General features: G+C 70.1%; 17 protein-coding genes. 7 read left to right on the top strand and 10 right to left on the bottom strand.

What is annotated here, in order from left to right; genetic code table 11:
• Positions 1-92: 92 nt before the first annotated feature.
• Positions 93-494: a hypothetical protein gene (locus ACQHIV_RS25960; RefSeq protein ID WP_427885946.1), complete on the top strand. Its 402-nt coding sequence runs from the start codon at positions 93-95 to the stop codon at positions 492-494.
• Positions 495-525: 31 nt separating this feature from the next.
• On the opposite strand, the gene ACQHIV_RS25955 is transcribed toward ACQHIV_RS25960, so the two are convergent.
• A complete protein-coding gene (locus tag ACQHIV_RS25955; protein WP_427885944.1) occupies positions 526-1143 on the bottom strand; it encodes a TetR/AcrR family transcriptional regulator in 618 nt (205 codons plus the stop codon).
• Between the two features lie 88 nt (positions 1144-1231).
• On the opposite strand from ACQHIV_RS25955, the gene ACQHIV_RS25950 reads away from it, so the two are divergent.
• Together ACQHIV_RS25950 and ACQHIV_RS25945 are read left to right on the top strand one after the other, a co-directional pair.
• Positions 1232-2374: a phosphatidylinositol-specific phospholipase C1-like protein gene (locus tag ACQHIV_RS25950; protein ID WP_427885942.1), complete on the top strand. Its 1143-nt coding sequence runs from the start codon at positions 1232-1234 to the stop codon at positions 2372-2374.
• Positions 2375-2378: 4 nt separating this feature from the next.
• A complete protein-coding gene (locus tag ACQHIV_RS25945) occupies positions 2379-2819 on the top strand; it encodes an OsmC family protein (RefSeq protein WP_427885941.1) in 441 nt (146 codons plus the stop codon).
• 216 nt (positions 2820-3035) lie between these two features.
• On the opposite strand, the gene ACQHIV_RS25940 is transcribed toward ACQHIV_RS25945, so the two are convergent.
• Both ACQHIV_RS25940 and ACQHIV_RS25935 read right to left on the bottom strand, forming a co-directional pair.
• On the bottom strand, positions 3036-3158 hold the full coding sequence (locus tag ACQHIV_RS25940; RefSeq protein ID WP_427885939.1) for a hypothetical protein: 123 nt from the start codon (positions 3156-3158) through the stop codon (positions 3036-3038).
• A 59-nt stretch (positions 3159-3217) separates the two neighbouring features.
• On the bottom strand, positions 3218-4381 hold the full coding sequence (locus tag ACQHIV_RS25935; protein ID WP_427885937.1) for an FUSC family protein: 1164 nt from the start codon (positions 4379-4381) through the stop codon (positions 3218-3220).
• 48 nt (positions 4382-4429) lie between these two features.
• Here ACQHIV_RS25935 and ACQHIV_RS25930 point away from each other — a divergent pair, with 48 nt between their 5' ends.
• A complete protein-coding gene (locus ACQHIV_RS25930; protein ID WP_427885936.1) occupies positions 4430-4930 on the top strand; it encodes a DUF5709 domain-containing protein in 501 nt (166 codons plus the stop codon).
• A 47-nt stretch (positions 4931-4977) separates the two neighbouring features.
• Here ACQHIV_RS25930 and ACQHIV_RS25925 read toward each other — a convergent pair whose 3' ends face one another.
• Both ACQHIV_RS25925 and ACQHIV_RS25920 read right to left on the bottom strand, forming a co-directional pair.
• Entirely contained in the window at positions 4978-6303 is a 1326-nt protein-coding gene (locus ACQHIV_RS25925; protein ID WP_427885934.1) for a cytochrome P450, read from the bottom strand.
• Between the two features lie 144 nt (positions 6304-6447).
• Positions 6448-9462: an alpha-mannosidase gene (locus ACQHIV_RS25920; protein ID WP_427885932.1), complete on the bottom strand. Its 3015-nt coding sequence runs from the start codon at positions 9460-9462 to the stop codon at positions 6448-6450.
• Between the two features lie 179 nt (positions 9463-9641).
• Between ACQHIV_RS25920 and ACQHIV_RS25915 the strand changes: the two genes are divergently transcribed.
• Entirely contained in the window at positions 9642-10796 is a 1155-nt protein-coding gene (locus ACQHIV_RS25915) for a TAXI family TRAP transporter solute-binding subunit (RefSeq protein WP_427885931.1), read from the top strand.
• A gap of 16 nt (positions 10797-10812) precedes the next feature.
• Here ACQHIV_RS25915 and ACQHIV_RS25910 read toward each other — a convergent pair whose 3' ends face one another.
• Entirely contained in the window at positions 10813-12153 is a 1341-nt protein-coding gene (locus ACQHIV_RS25910) for a sensor histidine kinase (protein ID WP_427885929.1), read from the bottom strand.
• Positions 12154-12189: 36 nt separating this feature from the next.
• Positions 12190-12855 carry a response regulator transcription factor gene (locus ACQHIV_RS25905; RefSeq protein ID WP_012918592.1) on the bottom strand — a complete coding sequence of 222 codons (666 nt, stop codon included), beginning with the start codon at positions 12853-12855 and terminating at the stop codon, positions 12190-12192.
• A 118-nt stretch (positions 12856-12973) separates the two neighbouring features.
• Here ACQHIV_RS25905 and ACQHIV_RS25900 point away from each other — a divergent pair, with 118 nt between their 5' ends.
• Together ACQHIV_RS25900 and ACQHIV_RS25895 are read left to right on the top strand one after the other, a co-directional pair.
• Entirely contained in the window at positions 12974-14974 is a 2001-nt protein-coding gene (locus ACQHIV_RS25900; protein WP_427885926.1) for a TRAP transporter permease, read from the top strand.
• Entirely contained in the window at positions 14971-15933 is a 963-nt protein-coding gene (locus tag ACQHIV_RS25895) for a TAXI family TRAP transporter solute-binding subunit (RefSeq protein WP_427885924.1), read from the top strand. The genes ACQHIV_RS25900 and ACQHIV_RS25895 overlap by 4 nt, the downstream gene beginning before the upstream one ends.
• A gap of 295 nt (positions 15934-16228) precedes the next feature.
• On the opposite strand, the gene ACQHIV_RS25890 is transcribed toward ACQHIV_RS25895, so the two are convergent.
• The 3 genes from ACQHIV_RS25890 to ACQHIV_RS25880 form a co-directional block, all read right to left on the bottom strand.
• Positions 16229-16885, bottom strand: coding sequence for a hypothetical protein (locus ACQHIV_RS25890; protein ID WP_427885922.1), 657 nt, complete (start codon positions 16883-16885; stop codon positions 16229-16231).
• A 1490-nt stretch (positions 16886-18375) separates the two neighbouring features.
• Positions 18376-19410 (bottom strand): L-glyceraldehyde 3-phosphate reductase, encoded by a 1035-nt coding sequence (gene mgrA / locus ACQHIV_RS25885; protein ID WP_427885920.1) that lies wholly within the window; start codon positions 19408-19410, stop codon positions 18376-18378.
• A gap of 97 nt (positions 19411-19507) precedes the next feature.
• Complete coding sequence (locus ACQHIV_RS25880) at positions 19508-20395, bottom strand: phosphotransferase family protein (protein ID WP_427885918.1); 888 nt, start codon at positions 20393-20395, stop codon at positions 19508-19510.
• Positions 20396-20428: the final 33 nt, after the last annotated feature.

Here is a 20428-nt window from a genome sequence, read left to right as displayed (position 1 = left end):
GTGGCGTCCCACCGGTGTACGGCAAGGGCCGTGCAAGGCAGTTTCGACAAACGACCGCGTCGCTCGCGGGCGGCGCGTCGGGGGTGAGTGCCATGTTGACGATCGTTGTACTAGGTGGGTTCGGCCTGGTGCTGGTGGTCGCGGCTTTCATCGTGACCGAGGTTCTGGCCGGCCTGCGCCGGGACGAACTCCCCACCGGCACGGAGGAGAAGACCGCGGGACGAGTGATCCGGGTGCGTGGCCCGGTCCGCGGCCAGCTGGCGAACGGTGCCCCGGCGGTTTACACCGAGGTCATCGTCGAGTACTACACCCGCCGGGGCGAGGGGCCGTACGAGGTCGCCCGCAAGTTCCCGGCCGGGAGCCGAATCACTTACGCGAAGGGTGACCGGGTGATCGTCGCGTACGACGTCCGCAACCCGCGCCGGGCCCGGCTCGCAGGCCGGGTCAGCCACTGGCCGACGATGGGGCCGTACTCCGCGGCCCCAGCGGCCTGACGGAACACCCTGCTTGAGTCCCCTCTCGGGCTCAAGCAGGCAGATGCGGGGCGAGCAGGTCGTACAGCACCGGCCGGCCCCGATCCAGGACGTACTCCGCCTCGTCCCCGGACAGCCGGTCCGCGAGGTGGGCCAGCGCCTCGCCCATCGTGATGCTGAGCGTCACGGCCAGCCGGAAGTCGCGGGTGTCGCGGGCACCGAACCGCGCCGCCAGAAGTTCCGCGAACTCGCCGGCGTGCTGGTCGTCGAACTCGCCCGGCTTCGCCTCCAGTTCCGGATCGCCGAGCCCGCTGAGCACGACCGCCTTGAAGCCCGGGTCCGTGCGGTGCATCTCCCGGAACGTCTCCAGCGTCACGTCCACGGCCGCGCGCCAGCTGGTCACCTCGGCCAGCCGCTCCCCGACCGCCTCGGTGTAGCGCGCCTGGTTCCGGCGCTCGATCGCTTGGATCAGGCTGCGCTTGTCCGGGAAGTACCGGTACACGCTGCCGACCGCGATCTCGGCCCGCTTCGCGACACCGCTCGTCGACGCCGCGTCGTACCCGCGCTCGACCACCTCGGCGCAGGCCGCGTCGAGGATCCGTTCGACCTGGCGGCTGGCCCGGTCCTGGGTGGGCGTACGGCGGAGCGGATACGCGCCCGATGTCACCATTCACTCATTGTCCACGGAACCGGGGACAGCGTTGCCACCTCTTTGTGACAGATTGCCGACAGTTGGTCATGACGGAGGGGAAACTTTTATGCGCGTCAACAAAACCGTCGTCGCGGGCCTCGCGTCCGCCGCACTCGCCGCGTCCGGCGTGGCCGGTACGGCGTACTCCCGGCACGGGTCGCAGGGCGACGACCTGCGGCTGAACCAGATCCAGGTGGTCGGTTCGCACAACTCGTACCACCGCGAGCTCAGCCCGGCCGAGCAGAAGGTGCAGCAGCAACAGAACGCCGGCTCGGTCGACCTCTGGTACTCGCACGCACCGATCACCCAGCAGCTCGAGGACCAGAACGTCCGGGCGCTCGAGCTCGACCTGTACCCGGATCCGCAGGGCGGGCTGTACACGTACCCGCTGATCCGCAAGCTGACCGGGCAAGGCCCGCTGACCGATCCCGCGATGGCGAAGCCCGGGATCAAGGTCATGCACATCCCGGACTTCGACTACAACACGAACTGCGACACGTTCGTGCTCTGCCTGCAGCAGGTGAAGACCTGGTCCGACGCACACCCGAACCACGTGCCGATCGCGATCAACCTCGAGCTCAAGCAGTCCGATCCGGCCGTCGTCGCGGCCGGTGGGGTGAAGGCGCCGCCGTGGGACGCCGCCAACCTGGACAGCGTCGACACCGAGATCCGCTCGGTGTTCAGCGAGCAGCAACTGCTCACGCCTGACGACGTACGCACGCCGGGTCTGACGCTCGAGCAGTCCGTGCTGACGAAGGGCTGGCCGAAGCTGAACAGCGTGCGCGGCCAGGTGATGTTCTACTTCGACAACGGCGGTCCGGGCGAGATCCGCGACACCTACACTGCGGGCCGGCCGAGCCTCGAAGGGCGCGCGGTCTTCACCCGCGGGCCGGAGGGCGCACCGGACGCCGCGGTCACCGAGGTGAACGACCCGCGCGGCGCCAACCAGGAGGAGATCCAGCGGCTGGTGCGGAAGGGGTACCTGGTCCGCACCCGCTCCGACGAGCCGATGGCGACGATCCGGGACAAGGACTACACCCGGCTCGGGATCGCGCTCGCGAGCGGTGCCCAGTGGGTGACGACGGACTTCCCGGTCGCCGGGATGGCGGCCCGGTACGACAGCGATTACGTCGCCAAGCTGCCGGGACACACTCCCGTACGATGCAATCCCGTCACCGCAGCCGCGAAGGCGGCCGTCTCGGAAGGGTGAGTCGATGTCGGAGCATGTGGTCGATGTGAGCTGGAGCCGTGGTGAGCGCGAGTTCACCTACGACGCCTACAACCGCGACCACGAATGGCGCTTCGACGGCGGGATCACGGTGCCGGCGTCGGCGAACCCGGCGTACCTGGGGAATCCGGGTCCGGTCGACCCCGAGGAGGCGTTCGTGGCGGCGCTGTCGTCGTGCCACATGCTGACGTTCCTGGCGATCGCGGCCCGGAAGCGGCTGGTGGTGGACTCGTACGACGACCACGCGGTCGGCGTGATGGCCAAGAACGCGGCCGGGCGGCTGGCGATCACGCAGGTGACGTTGCATCCGAAGATCGTCTGGGGCGGCGCCGAGCCGGACGCCGCGACGCTCGAGAAACTGCACCACCTGGCGCACCAGGAATGCTTCATCGCGAACTCGGTGACCACCGAGATCACCGTGGCATAAAACCACCCGCCGACCTGCCTGAGCCTCGCGCAAGCGGCGTCAGGACGGTCGGCGGGTGGTTTCGCGGTGCACCTCTGTGGCGGTGCACCGGTAACGGATCCGGGGGCGCCTCGCACTGGGGCGCCTCTGCGTTTGATGTGCGACTTCCGTGCGGTCTGGCTCGGTGGGCAAGACCGTCCGGGTGCGCCACCCGGTTCCGTTCGTCCGGCTGGCGCCTTACTGCTCGGCGGCGGCGTCGGTCCGGTCGTCGGTGGTCTGGTTGCTGTCGACGGCCAGCAGGTCCTCGAGTTCACGAACCTGCTCGGCGGCCATCGTGCTCATCAGTCGGTGGATCGTCATGCCGGTGAGACGCGGAGCGTGACGAGGTATGACGTCGAAACCAGTTGTGACCTGAGTCACTACTTCTCGTCGAGTCCGTCGAGCCGGAGGGGGACGAGTTTGCGGGCGTCGTCGTACGACGTGCCGGTGAGTTCGAGCAGGTCGATGATCGTCGAGCGGAGCTGGCCGAGGACGACGACCGCGGACAGGCCGGCCGGCAGCGGGAGTTCCGCCGTACGGCGGCCGAGCTCGCCGAGGACCCGGTGCGCCGCGACGTCGGCGGCCGGTTCGAACAGGGACTCGCCGATCAGCCGGGTGCCGTCCGCGAGCCGCTCCAGCAGCATCGGGTACTCCGCCGGCATGCCCTCGTCCCGCCATACCGACACCGCGCACCGGCGGACCAGCACCCGGGTGTTCCGGATCGCCCGGTCCAGCGGTACGACGAGGTCCGCGATCTCCTGGACCCGGCCGCGGTGCCGCCGCCGGAACGGGGACAGCCGGACCACCGCGACGCCTTCCTCGGCGGCGCTGCGCAGGTCGTCGAGCCGGGACTCACTGGCCCGGGCCCGGCGGAGCGCGTCGGTGACCGCCTCCTCGTCCCGGGACCGCAGGCCGTCCGCGGTCTCGTTGAGGATCTCGGCCAGCTCGCTCAGCACCCCGGCGGCCTGCTGCCGCGGCCGCCGGATCGCCGCGGCCGGGGCGATCGTCGCCGCCGCCAGCGCGACCAGACCGCCGAGCGCGGCGTCCTGCCAGCGGCTGAAACCGGCGTTCGGGTTCGGCAGCAAGGTGGTCACGATCGCCGCCTGGACACCGGCCTGGGTGGTCATCAGGTTGCCGGCTCCGAGCAGTACGGCGACGCTCATCGCGAGCGCGATCACGAAGATCAGCTGCGCGACGCCGGTCCCGAACGCCTTCACGAACAGGTCGCCCACGCCGACACCGACCGCGACGCCGACCATCACCTCGGCCACCCGGCGGAGCCGCTGGCCGAAGCTGAACCCGAGGCAGACCATCGCCGCGACCGGCGCGAAGAACGGCTGCTTGTGGCCGACGACGTACCGGGCGATGGTCCACGCGACACCCGCGGCCAGCGCGCACTGGGCGATGAAGAAGGCCCGGCTGCGCCAGCGGTCGATCCGGCGCCGGATCGACGCGCGCGACCGCCGCGCGGCTTGCGGGGCGATGTCGTCCCGCAGTTCCCGCAACTGGTCCAACGTCAGCCTGACCGGATCCACGGGCCCCATTCTCCGTTGAGCTTGATTCCCTCGTGTACGACGCGCCAAGGTTTGCACATGAGTGACAACAACCGTGAGGACTACGGCAGCTACTCCGTCGACGACGAGGATCAGCTGCAGCCGGGGGACACCCTCAACGACCGCGGCGTGGACGACCTGCTGGACGAGGGGTACTCGCCGCCGGAGAAGTGGTCCGCGGGCGAAGGCTTCGGTACGACGGCCGACGAGGCTCTGCAGGGCGAGACCCTGGACCAGCGGATCGCGCAGGAGGTCCCGGACGTCGACCCGTACGCCGAGGACGGCGAGGACGTCGGCGGACCCGAGGTCGGCAACAGCCGCTCCGGCCGGCTGGTCGCGTCCGACGAGGGCACCCGCGAGGACGACGACAGCGAGCTGTACGCCTCCGACGTCGGCATCGACGGCGCGGCCGCCGGCGCCGAGGAGGCCGCCGTACACGTCGTCGACGAGGACGACTTCGAACTCTCCGACGACGACGAGTCCGACCGCGAGACCTACCGCGACGTCGACCTGGGCGACGTCGGCGACCTCGAGGACTGAACTCTCCCCCGGCCGCTCGTGGGACCACCCACGAGCGGCCGGCGGTGTCAGCGGCGGGTGACGGTGACCTCGGCGCCGCGGCGGGGGACCAGGGTGACGTTCTTCGGTTGGGCCGGCTCCGGGGTCGGGTCGGGAGCCTGGAAGTTGAACGCGGCGAGGGCGGCGCGGAGGATCTCGGTGCCCTCCATCAGCGAGAAGCCGGCGCCGATACACCGCCGGGCGCCGCCGCCGAACGGCATCCACGTGCCGGGCGCGGGCGGGTCGTCGGAGAGGAACCGCCGCGGGCGGAACTCCTTCGGGTTCGGGAAGTGCTCGCCGTCGCGGTGGACCAGGCCGATCGCGGCCATGATCGTCGTGCCGCGGGGCAGCCGGTAGCCGGCGATGTCGGCGGTCTCGGTGAGCCGGCGGCCGACCTGGTAGACGACCGGGTGCAGGCGCAGCGCCTCCTTGACGATCGCCTCCAGTTCGTCGTCCGCGCCGGCGTCGGCCGCCCGCTGCCCGAACTCCAGGTCCGCCGGCCGCCGCGCCAGCTCGTGGAACGCCCAGGCCATCGCGGTCGCGGTCGTCTCGTGGCCGGCCAGCAGCAGCGTGACCAGCTGGTCCCGCAGCTCCACGTCGGACCAGTTGCCTGCGGCAAGGAGGCGCGACAGTACGTCGTTGCGGCCGGCAAACGTCTCGCGGCGGGCGGCGATCTCGTCGGACAGGATCTCGTCGATCTGCCGCTGGGTGTCGAGGAACGTCTTCCAGGGGCGGACCTTGAGCAGCGGCGGGTAGAAGCCGCCGAGCATGATCACCGGGGAGACCGAGACGATCTTGTCGAGCAGCGGGCGGAGGGTGTTCAGCCGGTCGACATCGGTGACGCCGAAGATCACCTGCAGGATGATCTCCAGGGTCAGGTTGCGCATCCGCTGGTGGACCTTGAACGGCGTACCGGTCGGCCATTTCGCGACCTCGGCCTTGGCCAGTTCGTGCACCATGCCGGCGTACCCGCGCAGCGCCGGGCCGGAGAACGCGGGCATCAGCTGCTTGCGCATCCGGACGTGGTCCTCGTCGTCGAGCAGCAGCAGCGAGTGCGAGCCCATGATCGGCTCCAGCACCGTGTTGCCCTCACCGGCATGCATCACCGTGGGCGGGCTGCCGAACACCTCCTTGATGTGCTCGGGCCGGCTCAGCACGACACACACCCGGCTCGACGGCACCAGCCGGATCGTGAACACGTCGCCGTACTTCTCCCGCATCCGCGGGAAGAACGTCTTCCGGTGACTCGCGAACAACACGGTCTGCACAAGCGTCGGCAACTTCGGCCCGGGCGGCAACGTCCGCGCCGTCTGCCGATCGAGGGTGCGGGAACCGAGCAATGGTGTCGGAGCCATACCCGCACGCTACGTCAGCCGAGTAAACACCGGGCATCGAGCAGTTCAAACCCAGCCACGCGCGGGGGCCGTGCACAAGATGCGGGGGGCTGGGACAGGAAATACCCTGTCCCAGGCCCCCGCGTGGGGTGCAAGCCTCCGCTGTCAGGCGCGCTTGAAGCGGAGCGTGAGGATCTGGAACGGGCGGAGTTCGAAGCCGACTCCGTTGTCCGTCAACTCGTGGTCCGCGAGGTGGCGTTCGAGGAGGTCGACCTCGGTGGCGGACGACGCGTTGAACGACGGAGTGACGGTCGCGCGGGAGCGGCCGCCGGTGGATTCGTAGAGGCGGACGATGACGTCCCCGGACTGGTCGTCGGCGAGCTTGACGGCCTCGACGATGACGTTCGGGTTGTCGAGCGCGACGATCGGGTCGACCGTGCCGGCGCCGTCGACGACGCGTTCCGGGAGGTTGATCCGGTAGCCCTCCTCGATCGCCTCGGGGATCCCGGCGCCGACGACCAGCGCGTGGTTGACCACGTGCACGCCCTGGTCGGTCTTCGGGTCGGGGAACCGCGGCGCCCGGATCAGCGAGGTACGGATCGTGGTCGTCGTACCGCCGTCCGCGCGCGCGGTCCGGTTGATGTCGTGGCCGTACGTCGAGTCGTTGACCACGGCAACGCCGTACCCCGGCTCGCCGACGTGCACCCAGCGGTGCGCCGCGATCTCGAACTTCGCCGCGTCCCACGAGGTGTTCTGGTGGGTCGGCCGGAAGATGTGCCCGAACTGCGTCTCGGACGCGGACCGGTCCGCGTGGACGTCGACCGGGTACGCCGCCTTGAGGAACTTCTCGGTCTCGTGCCAGTCCATCTCGGTCTCGATGTCGACCCGCTTGGTGCCCGGAAGCACCCGCAGCGTCTGCGTGACGGTCGACCGCCCGAAGGACCGCTTCACCACCACGACCGCCTCGCCGTCAGCGGTGCTGAAGTCGACGCTGTCGACCTCGGTGACGTCGCGGACGTTGTTCTTGTAGAACGAGTCGACGTCCCACGCGTCCCAGTGGTTCGGGGTGTCCACGTGCAGCTGCAGAAGGTTGCCCACGGCACCTGGTGCGATGACCTCGCGCTGTGCCTCGACGTCGTACAGCGAGGTGATCAGGCCGCGCTCGTCGATCGTGACCCGGATCAGCCCGTTGTCGATCACGCCGTTCTCGACGGTGACCGCCTGGCCCGCGGTGGTCGCGACGCCCGCGCCGAGACCGGCGATGCCGTTGCGGCCGTGCGGTGCGGCGTTGAACGTGATGGGCGAGGAGCCGGAGCCGGCGAGTGCTTGCTGTGCGCGGGAGATGATCGCGTCCAGCTCGTCGGCGATCTTGGCGTACGTGCGCTCCGCCTCGCGGTGCACCCACGAGATCGACGAGCCCGGCAGGATGTCGTGGAACTGGTGCAGCAGCGCGATCTTCCAGAGCCGGTCGAGGTCCTCGTACGGGTAGACGTCGAGCTTGCCCGCGACAACGGCCGCGGCGCTCCACAGCTCGGCCTCGCGGAGCAGGTGCTCGGTCCGCCGGTTGCCCTGCTTGGTCTTGGCCTGCGAGGTGTACGTCGCCCGGTGGATCTCCAGGTACAGCTCACCGGACCACACCGGCGCGTGCTCGGAGTACTCCTCCTCGGCCGCGCTGAAGAACTCCGTCGGGGACTCGATCGTCACCTTCGGCGAGGACTCCAGGTCCTTGACCCGGCGCGCGGTCGCGACGAACTCACGGGTGGGGCCACCACCGCCGTCGCCGTACCCGAACGGGACCAGCGACCGGGTCGCCGCGCCGTTCTCGGCGAAGTTCCGCTGCGCGTGCGCGAGCTCACGCCCGGACAGGTCCGAGTTGTACGTGTCGATCGGCGGGAAGTGGGTGAACACCCGGGTCCCGTCCAGGCCCTCCCACCAGAACGTGTGGTGCGGGAACTTGTTCTCCTTGTTCCAGGAGATCTTCTGGGTCAGGAACCACTTCGACCCGGACAGCTTCACCAGCTGCGGCAGCGCCGCGGTGTAGCCGAACGAGTCCGGCAGCCACACCTCCTGGGTGTCGATCCCGTACTCGTCCAGGAAGAACCGCTTGCCGTGCACGAACTGCCGGGCCAGCGCCTCGCTGCCGGGCAGGTTGGTGTCGGACTCGACCCACATGCCGCCCACCGGCACGATGTGGCCCTCGGCAACGGCCTTCTTCAGCCGCTCCCAGACCTCCGGGTAGTTCTCCTTCACCCAGGCGTGCTGCTGCGCCTGCGAGAACGCGAAGACCAGCTCCGGGTACTCCTCGGCGAGGGTGGCAACGTTGGACACCGTCCGGGCCACCTTGCGGCGGGTCTCCCGCAACGGCCACAGCCACGCGGAGTCGATGTGCGCGTGCCCGACCGCGGACAACTGGTGCGCGCTGGCATGCGCCGGCCGGCTCAGTACGTCGGTGAGCTGGGCGCGAGCGGCCGCGGCGGTACCGGCGACGTCCTCGTAGTCGAGCGCGTCCAGCGCGCGGCTCAACGCGCGCAGGATCTCCTTGCGCCGCGGCTCCTGAATCGACAGCTCCTTCTGCAGGCTGTCGAGCGCCTCGAGGTCGAGGATCAGGTCCCACACCTCGGCGTTGAACACCGCCAGGTCGGCGCGGGTCAGTTGGTAGATCGGGTGGTCGCCGAGGCCGGCGCCGATGTCGGTCTTCGCGTCCGCGTTGTCGAGCGGGATCTCCGGGTTCGCGGCCGCCTCGACGTAGAACTCGACGGTGTCGCCGGCGGAGGCCGCCGTACCGTCCGGGCCGAGGATCGAGAGCGGGGCGTACGTCTGCCGCGGGTGCAGGCCCTTGAGCGGCCTGCCGGTGGTGGTGTGCACCAGGCCCTCCGCGGAGAAGCCGGGGCCGCCGCTGAAGCCGAGGTCGATGACCGCCTCGATCTCACTGCCCGCCCACTCGGCCGGCACCTGGCCGCTGAACTTGAACCAGGCGGTGCCCCACGCGGGTCCCCACGGCAGGCCGATCTCGGCCTTCTCGTAGGTCTGGGCGAGCGCCTCGGCGGGGGTCACCGGCTCACCGGGTGCGTGCCACACCTCGATGTCCAACGGGACGGCCGCGCCGTAGATCGCGGGGCGGAGCCGCTCCCGCAGGGCGCGCCTGAGCCGCTCCTCGATGAGTTGACGGTCGTCGTGCACGAAATCAGCCTCCGGGAAAGGATCCTCACACGGCCGCTACGGCCGCACGGATGACAACGCTGTCACACCAACCCCGGGCGCGTCCAGACGCAGTTTCGCCACGAAACTCCGGGTAGCGGTTGGGTTGCGGGGCCGGGCACGGCTACCCGCTCGGCCTGATTGTTGTCTAGGTTGTCTGCATGGATCGCCCCCGCCTGCCCGCCTCCGCCCGGCCGACCGGCCTGACCCGCCGCAGCCTGCTCGGTTTCGGCGCCGCCGCCGCGTCCGGGCTGCTGCTGCCGGGCTGCTCCCGCGGCCGCGCGGACGAGCCCGCGCCGTCGGAGAAGGCCGTCTTCTCCACCGGGAACGCCGGTGGCGTCTACAACGTGTTCGGAGCGGCGCTCAGCAAGCTGGTCACCGAGGTCACGGGCGTGGAGCTGACGGCGGTGGTGAGCGACGGGTCGGTGGCCAACCTGATCGCGGTCGCCAGCCGCAAGGCCGACCTCGGGTTCTGTACGTCGGACACGGCGCTGGCCGCGTACGAGGGCACCGGCGCGTTCGCCTCCGGACGGCTCAAGTTCAGTGCGCTGGCCCGGGTGTACGACAACTACGTCCACGTCGTCGTACCGATGGCGTCGAAGGCGACCAGCCTGTCGGACCTGTTCCCGAACAGCGACGCCCCGACGCGGCGCACGGTTGTCGGCGTCGGGCCGAAGGGCTCAGGTACCGAGATCGTCGCGAACCTGATCCTGGACCGGGCCAGGGCCGACGCGATCATGGCCAACGCGAAGCTGGAACCGGCCAAGCGGCTGGACCCGGACAAGATCCAGGTGACCCGGCGGAACCTGTCGCTCCAGGAGATGGCCGACGCGATCCAGCCGAAGGAGCGCGAGACCCGGGGTTCGATCGACGCGTTCTTCTGGAGCGGCGGCGTGCCGACCGATCCGATCGCCCGCCTGCAGAAGACCATCGGTTTCCGGCTGCTGGACATCGGCGGTGTCGCGCAGGCGATCGCGCTGAAGGAGTTCGGGGGGTTCCTGGTCGCGCCGATCCCGCCGTCGCAGTACGGGCTGGCCCAGTCGGTGCCGACGCTCGCGATCCCGAACTACCTGATCGCCCGGACCGACCTGTCGGACTCGTGGGCCTGGTGGACGGTCAACACGCTGTTCCGCCGGCAGAACGACCTGGTCAAGGGCGTCCCGCAACCCAGCGACACCCCCGCGACCCCAGGCGCCAGCCCCACCCCCGCCGGCAACCCGGAGGCCGGCGCGCTGGACCCGCGCTCCGCGATCGCCACCATGCCGGTCCCGCTGCACCCAGCCGCCGAACGCTGGTACCGCCAGAACCACATCTGACCCCGCCCAGAGGCGGTCAGGCGTCGTAGTCCTCGAGGAGCGGGACGCGGACCTCGATCACCAGGCCGCCGCCGATCGGTGGGCGGGCGACCACCCGGCCGCCGACCCGGGCGGCCTCGGAGCGGACGATCGCGAGGCCCAGGCCGGTGCCCGGCATCTCCCGGTGGTGTGCGCTCCGCCAGAACCGCTCGCCGACCTTCTTCAGGTCCCGCGAGCCGAGGCCGAGACCGTGGTCGCGGACCGACATCACGACCTCGGTGCCGTCCCGGGTGACCGAGACCTCGACCGGCGGGGCGCCGTACTTCGAGGCGTTGTCGAGCAGTACGTCGAGGATGTCGTCGACCTCGAGCTCCGGCGCGACCCCGCCCGGGACCATCTCGCCGACGATCAGCTCCATGTCGTCCGCGGCGTACACGGCCTTCCAGCCGACCAGCCGCTCCTTGACCGCCTGGGCCAGGTCCAGCGGCTCTTCGTTGCCCTCGGCATCGGCCGACGGGCGGTCCGAGCCGGCCAGCCGGGACAGCCGCTGGACGATCCGGCCGAGCCGGTCGATGTCGCTGAGCGCGAACCGCGCGGTCGGGGACAGCCGGGACAGGCCCTCGATGTGGATCCGGGCCGACGTCAGCGGCGTCCGCAGCTGGTGCGACGCGTCCGCGACGAACTCGCGCTCACGCTGCCGGGCCTGGTGCAGGCTCAGCGCCATCGAGTTGAAGCTGTCGCCCAGCCGTCTCAGCTCCGGTGCGCGGCCGTCGGTCGACACCCGGGTGTCGAGCGCGCCGCGGGTGATCTGGTGGGTCGCGTTGTCGAGGTCCTGCAGCGGCCGCAGCACCCAGCGGGTGATCGGCCGGACGATGCCGACGATGATCGCGCCGATGCTGATCAGCAGCCCGCCGAGGAGCAGCAGCAGCCCGCTCTGCACCTGGTCACGGGCCTTCGCGGTCGGCACCCGCAGTACGGCGGCACCGAGCACGGAGCCGTTGTTGACGACCGGGCGGGAGACGATCATCTCGCCGGTACGCCACGGCCACATCGCCGGCGGCTCGGGTGGCAGCCGGCCCGCGAGCGTGCTGTGCAGCGCGGTCGCGATGTCGTCCTCCTTCACGTCCACGCCGGACCGGGAGGTGGCGATCACCCGGGAGTCGACGTCGACGACGAAGACGGGAGTGTTGTAGAGCTCCTCGTAGCGGACCGCGAGCTCGCGCAGGTTCGCGATGTCGCCGGTCTGCAGCGGGCCTTCGGCCATCGCGGCGAACCAGTCCGCGTCGTTGCTGCGGGACAGGAAGAGGGTGCGCGAGGTACTCGTGGCGATGAAGTTCGCCAGCGGGATCACCGCGACGATGGCCAGGGCGACGACCATCGGGACGAGGGACTGCAGTAGTCGACGGCGCAACGGTCAGTCCGAACCCAGGCGGTAGCCGACGCCGCGGATGGTCTGCACCAGTTCGGGCCGGCCGAGCTTGGCCCGCAGGCTGGCGACGTGCACGTCCATGGTCCGCGACGACGCCTCGAACACGGACTGCCACGCGTACAGCGCGACCTGTTCCCGGGGGACCACCCGGCCGTGGTGCGCGGCCAGTACTGCGAGCACGTCGAACTCCTTGCGGGTCAGACTGATGGGCTTGTCCGCCACCTGGACCGTGCGGGCCTCGATGTCCACGGTCAGGTCGCCGACAGTCACCCGGGGGCGGGGCTGCAAGAGACCGGTACGACGAAGTACAGCATCAATGCGGGCCAGCAGCTCGGAAATGGCAAACGGTTTCACCACGTAGTCGTCCGCGCCGCTGCGCAACCCCCGGACCCGGTCGGCCGCCTCACCACGCGCGGTCACCGCGATCACCGGCACGTCGGAGACCGTACGGATCTGCCGGCACACGTTGATGCCGTCCCCGTCCGGCAGCCCGAGGTCCAGCAGGACCAGGTCACCGGGGTCCGCCGCCAAGGCGTCGGCCGCCGTCCGCACGTGCGTCACCATCAGGCCGTAACGCCGCAGGGCGGGTATCAGGGCATTGGCGATATCGAGATCGTCCTCGACCAGCAGAATCCGGACCGCGCCACTCATGCGGTGATCGTAGGCCAGGTCACGGCCTCATGTGTCAGATCTTGGTAAAGACGTAATCACGTGACTCCACGCAGTGTTCGGCAACATTAGCCTTCCGGGCACAGGAGGGAGCCGGTCGATGACTGTCGGTATTGATGACGGGGAAGGGGCCGCCGCTCCCTCGGACGAAGAGCTGGCGGAGTACGAGCAGGAACGCCCGGCGCGGCGGCTGCGCCCCGGCCTGGACCTGGTGCTTTCGGTCTGGTGCGCGGTCGTCAGCGTCGGGGTACTGGCTCAGGTCTTCTTTCCAATACCACAAGGCACACAGTTCTACCTGGTGATCTTTCTCGCAGCGGTCCTGCCGATCACTCTGCTGTGTTACCGGGGCTTTCCGGGCCGTAGGGGCACGCACGACGACCCGGGGATCCTGGACTGGGTTCTGGCCGTGCTTGCTCTCGTTGTCTGCGTTTACCCGCTCTTGGACTTCGACGGGTACCTGGAACGCCGGCAGGCGCCTACTGCGATGGACGTGATCGCCGGGGCTGTTCTGCTGGTGCTCCTGCTCGAGGCCTGTCGTCGTACGACCGGCTGGGTGCTGCCGGTGTTTAGCCTCGTCTTCATCGCGTACGCGTACTACGGCGGGTACCTGCCGTACACGTGGGCGCTTGCACACCAGGGCTTCAACTTCGACGCGATCATCGCCCAGCTCACGATGGGTACGGCGGGTTTCTACGGGACCCCGTTGAGCGTGGCCGCGTCGTACATCGTGCTGTTCACCATCTACGGCGCGGTGCTCGACTACTCGGGCGCGGGCAAGTTCTTCATCAACCTGTCGTTCGCGGCGTTCAAACGCAGCCGTACGGCGCCCGGCCGGACCGTCACGCTCGCGGGCTTCCTGCTCGGCACGGTGTCCGGCTCCGGTACGGCGACCGCGGTGTCGCTCGGCACCGTCTCGTGGCCGATCCTCCGCCGGGCCGGCTACCCGCCCGAACCGGCGGGCGGAATGCTGGCCGCGTCCGGGATCGGCGCGATCCTGTCGCCGCCGACGCTCGGTGCGGCCGCGTTCATCATCGCGGAGTTCCTGCAGGTGTCGTACCTGAAGGTGCTCGGGTTCGCGGTGATCCCGACGATCCTGTACTACCTGGGCATCCTGCTCGCGATCGAGATCGACGCCCGCAAGCACGGGACGACCTCGGCCGCGGGGAATTCGGGGCAGTCGGCGTGGCGGCTGCTGGTGCGGTTCGGGTACCACTTCCTCTCGCTGTTCGTGATCATCGGCTTCATGGCGGTCGACGTACCGCCGTTCAAGGCCGTGGTCTACGCGGTGATCATCCAGTTCGGGCTGTCGTTCCTGGACCGCGAGCACCGGTTGACCGGGCGGCCGTTGTTCAAAGCGCTTGCCCAGGGCACCCGTTCGGTGCTGCCGGTGGTGGCCACCTGTGCGACCGCGGGCGTGATCGTCGCGGTCACCACGCAGACCGGTCTCGGCCTGAACCTCGCCGAGATCATCGTGAACGCCGCGCACGGGCTGACCGAGAACCACACCGTCGTCCTGATCCTGACCGTGGTGCTGTCCGGGCTGGCCGTGATGATCCTCGGGCTCGCCGTACCGGTGACCGCGTCGTTCATCATCGCGGCGGTGATCATCTCGCCGGCCCTGGTGAACCTCGGGGTGACGCAGCCCGAGGCGTACATGTTCATCTTCTACTACGCCGTACTCTCCGAGGTGTCGCCGCCGACCGCGCTGGCCGCGGTGGCGACCGCCGCGATCACCGGCGGCCGGGTCATCCCGACGATGTGGCAGGCCTGGAAGTACACGCTGCCCGCATTCCTGGTGCCGTTCGCGTTCGTGCTCACCGACAACGGCTCGCACCTGCTCGGTCAGGGATCGTTCGTCGGCATGGTCTGGACCACGCTGGTGTCGATGCTGGCCGTCGCGGCGCTGGCCGTGGTCACCGGCGGCTGGGTGTTCGTCCGGGCGACCTGGCTCGAGCGGGCAGTCTGCGTACCGGCCGCCGCGCTGCTGCTCTACCTGGCGCCCGTAACCATCACGGCCGGAATCTGTTTGCTACTTGTCGCCGTGGGCATCAACCTGGTCCGGCGACAGCGCCAGGCCACCGCCGAGGAAGGAACCGCATGAGATTTCGACCCGTTGTGGCGCTTCTCGCTGTCGTCTCGCTGGCCGCCTGTGGTGGCCAGCGGCAACCGGCCGGCTCCGCGGACGGCGGCGGCCGGCTGACGATTGCCACCGGCAACACGACCGGCGTCTACTACCAGCTCGGCGGTGCGTACGCCTCGGTGATCTCGCAGAAGATGTCCGGCTACCGCGCCACCGCGAGCGAGACCGGCGCCTCGGTACAGAACATCCAGGGCCTGGTCAGCGGCAACTACGACGTCGCGTTCTCGCTCGGCGACTCCGCGGCGGACGCGGTCAACGGCGTGAACAGCTTCAAGAGCAAGCAGGACGTGGTCGCGCTCACCCGGCTGTACAACAACTACACGCAGGTCGCCGTACGGACCTCGGCCGGCATCAACTCGATCGCGGACCTGAAGGGCAAGCGGGTCTCGACCGGCTCGCCGAACTCCGGCACCGAGGTGATCGCGCGTCGGCTGCTCCAGGCCGCGGGGCTGGACCCGGCGAAGGACGTCACCGCGCAGCGGCTCGGGCTGCCGGAGTCGGTCGACGCGATGAAATCCGGGTCGGTCGACGCACTGGTCTGGTCCGGCGGACTGCCGACCGGCGGCATCACCGACCTGGTCACCAGCATGGGCAACGGCGTGAAACTCTTGCCACTCACCGATCTGCTGCCCAAAATGCAGGAGAAGTACGGCGAGGTGTACTCGGCGGCGCCGATCCCTGCGGCGACGTACAAGCAGCCGGCCGACGTCGCGACGATCGTCGTACCGAACGTCCTGCTGGTCCGCAAGGACATGAAGGACGACCTCGCCGAGCAGCTCACGAAGACGCTCTACGACAACCTGGACGCCCTCGTCACGGTGAACGCCGCCGCGAAGGGCATCACGCTCGACAACGCCGACAAGACCGAACCGGTGCCGCTGCACCCGGGGGCGAAGAAGGCGATCGACGGCCTGCGATAACCCCACGAACCGTCCTCCCCCGCACACCAGGCGCAGCGGGGGAGGGCGCAGGGTCCCGGCACCGCAGCTCAGGCGCAGCGGTGCCGGGTCCCGGGCCGGCTCCCACAACCAGGCGCAGTGGGAGCCGGCACACCCGGCCCGGTCCCGGCGGAGGCATCCGCGGGGGCCGGGCCTCCTACTGCTGCGTGGTCCCAACCTGGCGGCGCCGGGAGATGGACAGGCCCTGCTAGGGGCGTGGTCCCGGCGGTCGGCACCGGGAATTGCGGGGCGTGGTCCCGGCTGGGGTGGGCCCCAGCTACTGCTGCTGCTCCTCCTGGTGGGGCATCGGGGTGCCGTACAGGTAGTGCGAGAGCGCGGAGTCGCGCTTCGGGTGGGCGTGGTACTTCGTCGGCACGACGCGTCCTTCGGCGCTGTCCCAGGCGTTGTCGGCCATCCGCCACATCCGGTGCGCGATCCGGCCGGCCATCCCGGTGTGCGGCGAGGCCGGGTGCGCCCTCGTCGGCGCGACCTCCTCGGCCTCGAGCAGGTTCTCGGTCAGCGCGTTCACGTCCGGCCCGGCGAGCTCCTCGGTGATCTGCCGGCTGTACGTCGCCTCCATCGCCTCGTGCTCGTCGAGCAGCCGGTCGATGTGCTGCCACAGGTCGTCGTGCTGGAGATGCAGGAACCGGCTGTCGCCGTACTGCCGTCCCTTCAGGTAGCGCAGTGAGCGCTCCAGTTCCTTCGCGTTCCCGACGTACTTGCCGACCAGCCCCGCCCCGTCCGGGAGCCGCCGGATGTACGGCACCAGCACGTCCTCGGCCGCCGCCAGATGCTGCGCCGCGATCGCGTAGAACCAGTCCGTCTGATGCCGGTGCTCCGGATGCGCCGCATCCGGATGATGAGCCGGCTCGGCCAACTCCCGAATCCGCGCGTGTTCGTAGGTCAGGGCCATTTCGAGCGTCGAAGCGGTCACGACAACCACCTCCAATGTCACCTCCCAGCCTGTGCCCATCCCCCCCAAACCGCAACCACCCCTAACCCCTCCGTAACCCCACCCACTCACCCTCCCCACTCGCCGACCGCTCACTCGCGCACCCGCCCGTCGCACACCGGCCCACGCCATACCCGCCCCACCGCGCGCCCGTCCACCGCACACCGGCCCACGCCATACCCGCCCCGCCGCGCACCCGCCCACGCCATACCCGCCCCGCGCACCGGCCCACGCCACACCCGTCCACCGCACACCCACCCACCGTGCACCTGCCCACCACCACAACCCGACACCCCTCCGCGGCCAGTCGCCTCCGGCACCGCCCACCCCTGGTCGCGCACCGGCGGCTCACCACCCCTGGCTCTCGCTCGCCGTGCAGCGCACCCACGCACGGCGCCGCGGACTGCCGATGGGTGAGGACCGTGCGGGTCACGTACGGCACCCGGGTACGGTGCGCGCCCGGGACCCGGGTATGGCGGCGCGCACAGGACGCGCGTACCGCGCCCGCGCATGAGGCCCGCGCACAGGACCCGCGCACGGGACCCGGGTACTGCGCCCGCCCACAGGACCTGTGTACGGCGCCCGGGTACGGCGCCCGCGCATGGGCCCGCGCAGGACCCGCGTACGGCCCTCGCGCGTGGGGCCCGTGCGCGGGCCCCGGTACGGCGCCCGCGCACAGGACCTGTGTACGGCGTCCGCGCACAGGACCCGCGCATAGGCCTCGCGTACGGCGGGCGGCTACGGCGCCCCGCGCATGAGGGCTGCGCACGGGACCCGGGTACGGCGGGCGGATACGGGGTCCGCGCACAGGACCCGTGCATAGGAACCCGGGCACAGGATCCGCGCACAGGACGCGCGTACGGCGCCCGCGCATGGGGCCTGCGAACGGGACCCGGGTATGCGCCCGGGTGCGGCGCCCGCGTATGGGGCGCGCGCACAGGACCCGCGTACGGCACTCGCGCATGGGGCCCGTGCACGGGACTCGGGTACGGCGGGCGGGTACGGCGTCCGCACATTGGCCCCGCGCATAGGACGCGCGTACGGGGCCACAGGACCGGCGCAAAGGACGCGCGTATGGCGCCCGCGTACGGGACCCGGATACGGCACTCGCGCATGGGGCCTGCGCACGGGACTCGGGTACGGCGGCGGGTACGGCGTCCGCGCACAGGACCCGCGCGTAGGCCCGGGTACAGGCTCGCGCGCAGGACCCGCGCACGGCGTCCGCGCATGGGACCTGCGCACGGGAGCCGGGTACGGCAAGGGGCTCGCCACGCTCGTGCTTCGGGTGTCTCGCCCGGAGGTGGAGGGCGCGTGTGTCGCGCTTGTGTGTTCGTGGGTGTCACACGCGTTGTGCAGGGCGCGGGGTCCCGGCGTCGGGGGTGTGGTGGGTTGGGTGGGGAGTGGAGGGTGGTGGAACGGCGAACGCCCGTCGTGAGGGCGGCGGGCGTTCGGGGGAGGGGTGGGGGTGGGGATTAGGCGTCGGAGCTTTTCTTCCAGAGGTTGATGCCGGCTTCTACGGCGTCGGCGTCGATGGCTTCTAGTTCTTCGGGGGAGAAGCTGAGGTTGCGGACGGTGGCGAGGTTGTCCTCGAGTTGGGGGACGCTGGAGGCGCCGATGAGGGCGCTTGTCACGCGGTCGTCGCGCAGGGTCCAGGCGAGGGCGAGTTGGGCGACGGACTGGCCGCGCTCCTTTGCGATCTCGGCCAGTGCGCGGACGTGCTTCAGCGTGTCCTCGGTCAGCGAATCCGGGTTCAGCGACTTGCCCTGCGCCGCCCGCGAGTCGGCGGGGATGCCGTCCAGGTACCGGTTCGTGAGCACGCCCTGCGCGAGCGGGGAGAACGCGATCACGCCGACGCCGAGCTCACCCACCGCGTCCAGCAGGTCCTCCTCGATCCACCGGTTCAGCATCGAGTACGACGGCTGGTGGATCAGCAGCGGCGTACCGAGCTCCGCCAGGATCCGCGCTGCCTCGCGCGTCCGGTCGGCGGAGTACGACGAGATGCCGGCGTACAGCGCCTTGCCGGAGCGGACGGCCGCGTCCAGCGCGCCCATCGTCTCCTCGAGCGGCGTGTCCGGGTCGAACCGGTGCGAGTAGAAGATGTCGACGTAGTCGAGGCCCATCCGGCTCAGCGACTGGTCCAGCGACGCGAGCAGGTACTTCCGCGACCCGCCACCCTGACCGTACGGCCCCGGCCACATGTCGTACCCGGCCTTGGTCGAGATGATCAGCTCGTCCCGGTACTGCTTGAAGTCCCGCGCGAAGTGCGTCCCGAAGTTCGTCTCGGCCGAGCCGTACGGCGGGCCGTAGTTGTTCGCCAGGTCAAAGTGCGTGACGCCGAGGTCGAACGCCCGCCGCAGGATGTCCCGCTGCGTCGTGAACGGCTTGTCGTCGCCGAAGTTGTGCCACAACCCCAGCGAGATCGCCGGAAGCTGCAGCCCGCTCCGGCCCGTCCGCCGGTAGGTCATCTGGTCGTCGTACCGGCCCGCAGCCGCCACATAATCAGTCACGAAGCCTCAGTCTGCCCCATCGGTCAGCAAGTTCAAACCCCCTTGTTTTTCAGCAGAAACGCCATCTCTGACATCAAGAACCTCACCTTCTTGATCGTCAGACGAGGTCGGCCCACGGGGCGGGTGGCGTGGTGGTGAAGAACTGCAGGAGGCCGAGCAGGCGGCTGGTCGTGGGAGCGGTCCAGTGGCGTTGGTTGGGCCAGGGGGCGGCCGGGAGCTTCGCGAGTGCCCAGGAGAGGTGGAACCAGAGGATCGCGGCAGCCAGCTCGTGCTCCGAGTCCGAGGATTGGGCGTGGTGCCGGTATGAGGGGAGCAGCGCGGCTACTTGGGTGAGGGGAAGCTTGGCGAAGTCCATGGCGGGTGGGGCCCAGGCGGCGTCGCCCCAGTCGATCAGCGCGCGGAGTTCGTTGCCGGGTCCGGCCAGAAGGTTGTGGGCGGCAACGTCTCCGTGGATCAGGACCTTCGGCCCGCCGGCGTCCACACGCTCGGCCAACCGCGTGAACCACCCGGTCAGCCAGGTCGCCGTTCCAGGATCGATGTACCCCCGGTCGGCGAGATCCTCGATCGTCCGCCAAGGATCACCCCAACCATCCTCTTCCACCTCAGACAGGTCAGCAGGGCCGGACTGCTTGATCTGGTGGAGTCGGGCGAGTTGTTCCGCGAGTCCGGCGGGGACCTCGGTGGGCTCGGTGCCGTTGACGCGTTGCATCACGGCGTACGGCGCGTCGATCACCTGCCGGTCGGCGTCGTACTCCACGATTGCCGGGGTCAGTACGCCGACCGATCGGGTGGCCGGCACGACCTGGGTCTCCTTGTGTAGGTCGTCCTCGTACCCGGGCCGGCTGACCCGCAGGAACAGGTCCTCGCCGAGCACGAAGCCCCGGTTGGCCACCCCGCCGGCGACCTCCCGCACCGCGCCGGGGTCGACCCCGTGCCGCCGTGCCACCGCGGCCACCCGGTCCAGGAAATCGTCCTGCTCGCCCAATCCACAGCTCCGTCGCTCGTCCGGACCGCCGCC

Origin of the sequence: Kribbella polygonati (assembly GCF_050320105.1) — a bacterium.
GTDB lineage: Bacteria > Actinomycetota > Actinomycetes > Propionibacteriales > Kribbellaceae > Kribbella.
The sequence above is the reverse complement of the archived record's forward strand: the minus strand, read 5'-3'. Positions and strand labels throughout refer to the sequence as shown.

What these genes read in the sequence shown, in the direction of transcription:
- ACQHIV_RS25960 (WP_427885946.1), top strand. Translation starts at nt 93, where the DNA reads ATGTTGACGATCGTTGTACTAGGTGGGTTCGGCCTGGTGCTGGTGGTC.
- ACQHIV_RS25955 (WP_427885944.1), bottom strand. Translation starts at nt 1,143, where the DNA reads ATGGTGACATCGGGCGCGTATCCGCTCCGCCGTACGCCCACCCAGGAC.
- ACQHIV_RS25950 (WP_427885942.1), top strand. Translation starts at nt 1,232, where the DNA reads ATGCGCGTCAACAAAACCGTCGTCGCGGGCCTCGCGTCCGCCGCACTC.
- ACQHIV_RS25945 (WP_427885941.1), top strand. Translation starts at nt 2,379, where the DNA reads ATGTCGGAGCATGTGGTCGATGTGAGCTGGAGCCGTGGTGAGCGCGAG.
- ACQHIV_RS25940 (WP_427885939.1), bottom strand. Translation starts at nt 3,158, where the DNA reads ATGACGATCCACCGACTGATGAGCACGATGGCCGCCGAGCAGGTTCGT.
- ACQHIV_RS25935 (WP_427885937.1), bottom strand. Translation starts at nt 4,381, where the DNA reads ATGGGGCCCGTGGATCCGGTCAGGCTGACGTTGGACCAGTTGCGGGAA.
- ACQHIV_RS25930 (WP_427885936.1), top strand. Translation starts at nt 4,430, where the DNA reads ATGAGTGACAACAACCGTGAGGACTACGGCAGCTACTCCGTCGACGAC.
- ACQHIV_RS25925 (WP_427885934.1), bottom strand. Translation starts at nt 6,303, where the DNA reads ATGGCTCCGACACCATTGCTCGGTTCCCGCACCCTCGATCGGCAGACG.
- ACQHIV_RS25915 (WP_427885931.1), top strand. Translation starts at nt 9,642, where the DNA reads ATGGATCGCCCCCGCCTGCCCGCCTCCGCCCGGCCGACCGGCCTGACC.
- ACQHIV_RS25910 (WP_427885929.1), bottom strand. Translation starts at nt 12,153, where the DNA reads ATGGTCGTCGCCCTGGCCATCGTCGCGGTGATCCCGCTGGCGAACTTC.
- ACQHIV_RS25905 (WP_012918592.1), bottom strand. Translation starts at nt 12,855, where the DNA reads ATGAGTGGCGCGGTCCGGATTCTGCTGGTCGAGGACGATCTCGATATC.
- ACQHIV_RS25900 (WP_427885926.1), top strand. Translation starts at nt 12,974, where the DNA reads ATGACTGTCGGTATTGATGACGGGGAAGGGGCCGCCGCTCCCTCGGAC.
- ACQHIV_RS25895 (WP_427885924.1), top strand. Translation starts at nt 14,971, where the DNA reads ATGAGATTTCGACCCGTTGTGGCGCTTCTCGCTGTCGTCTCGCTGGCC.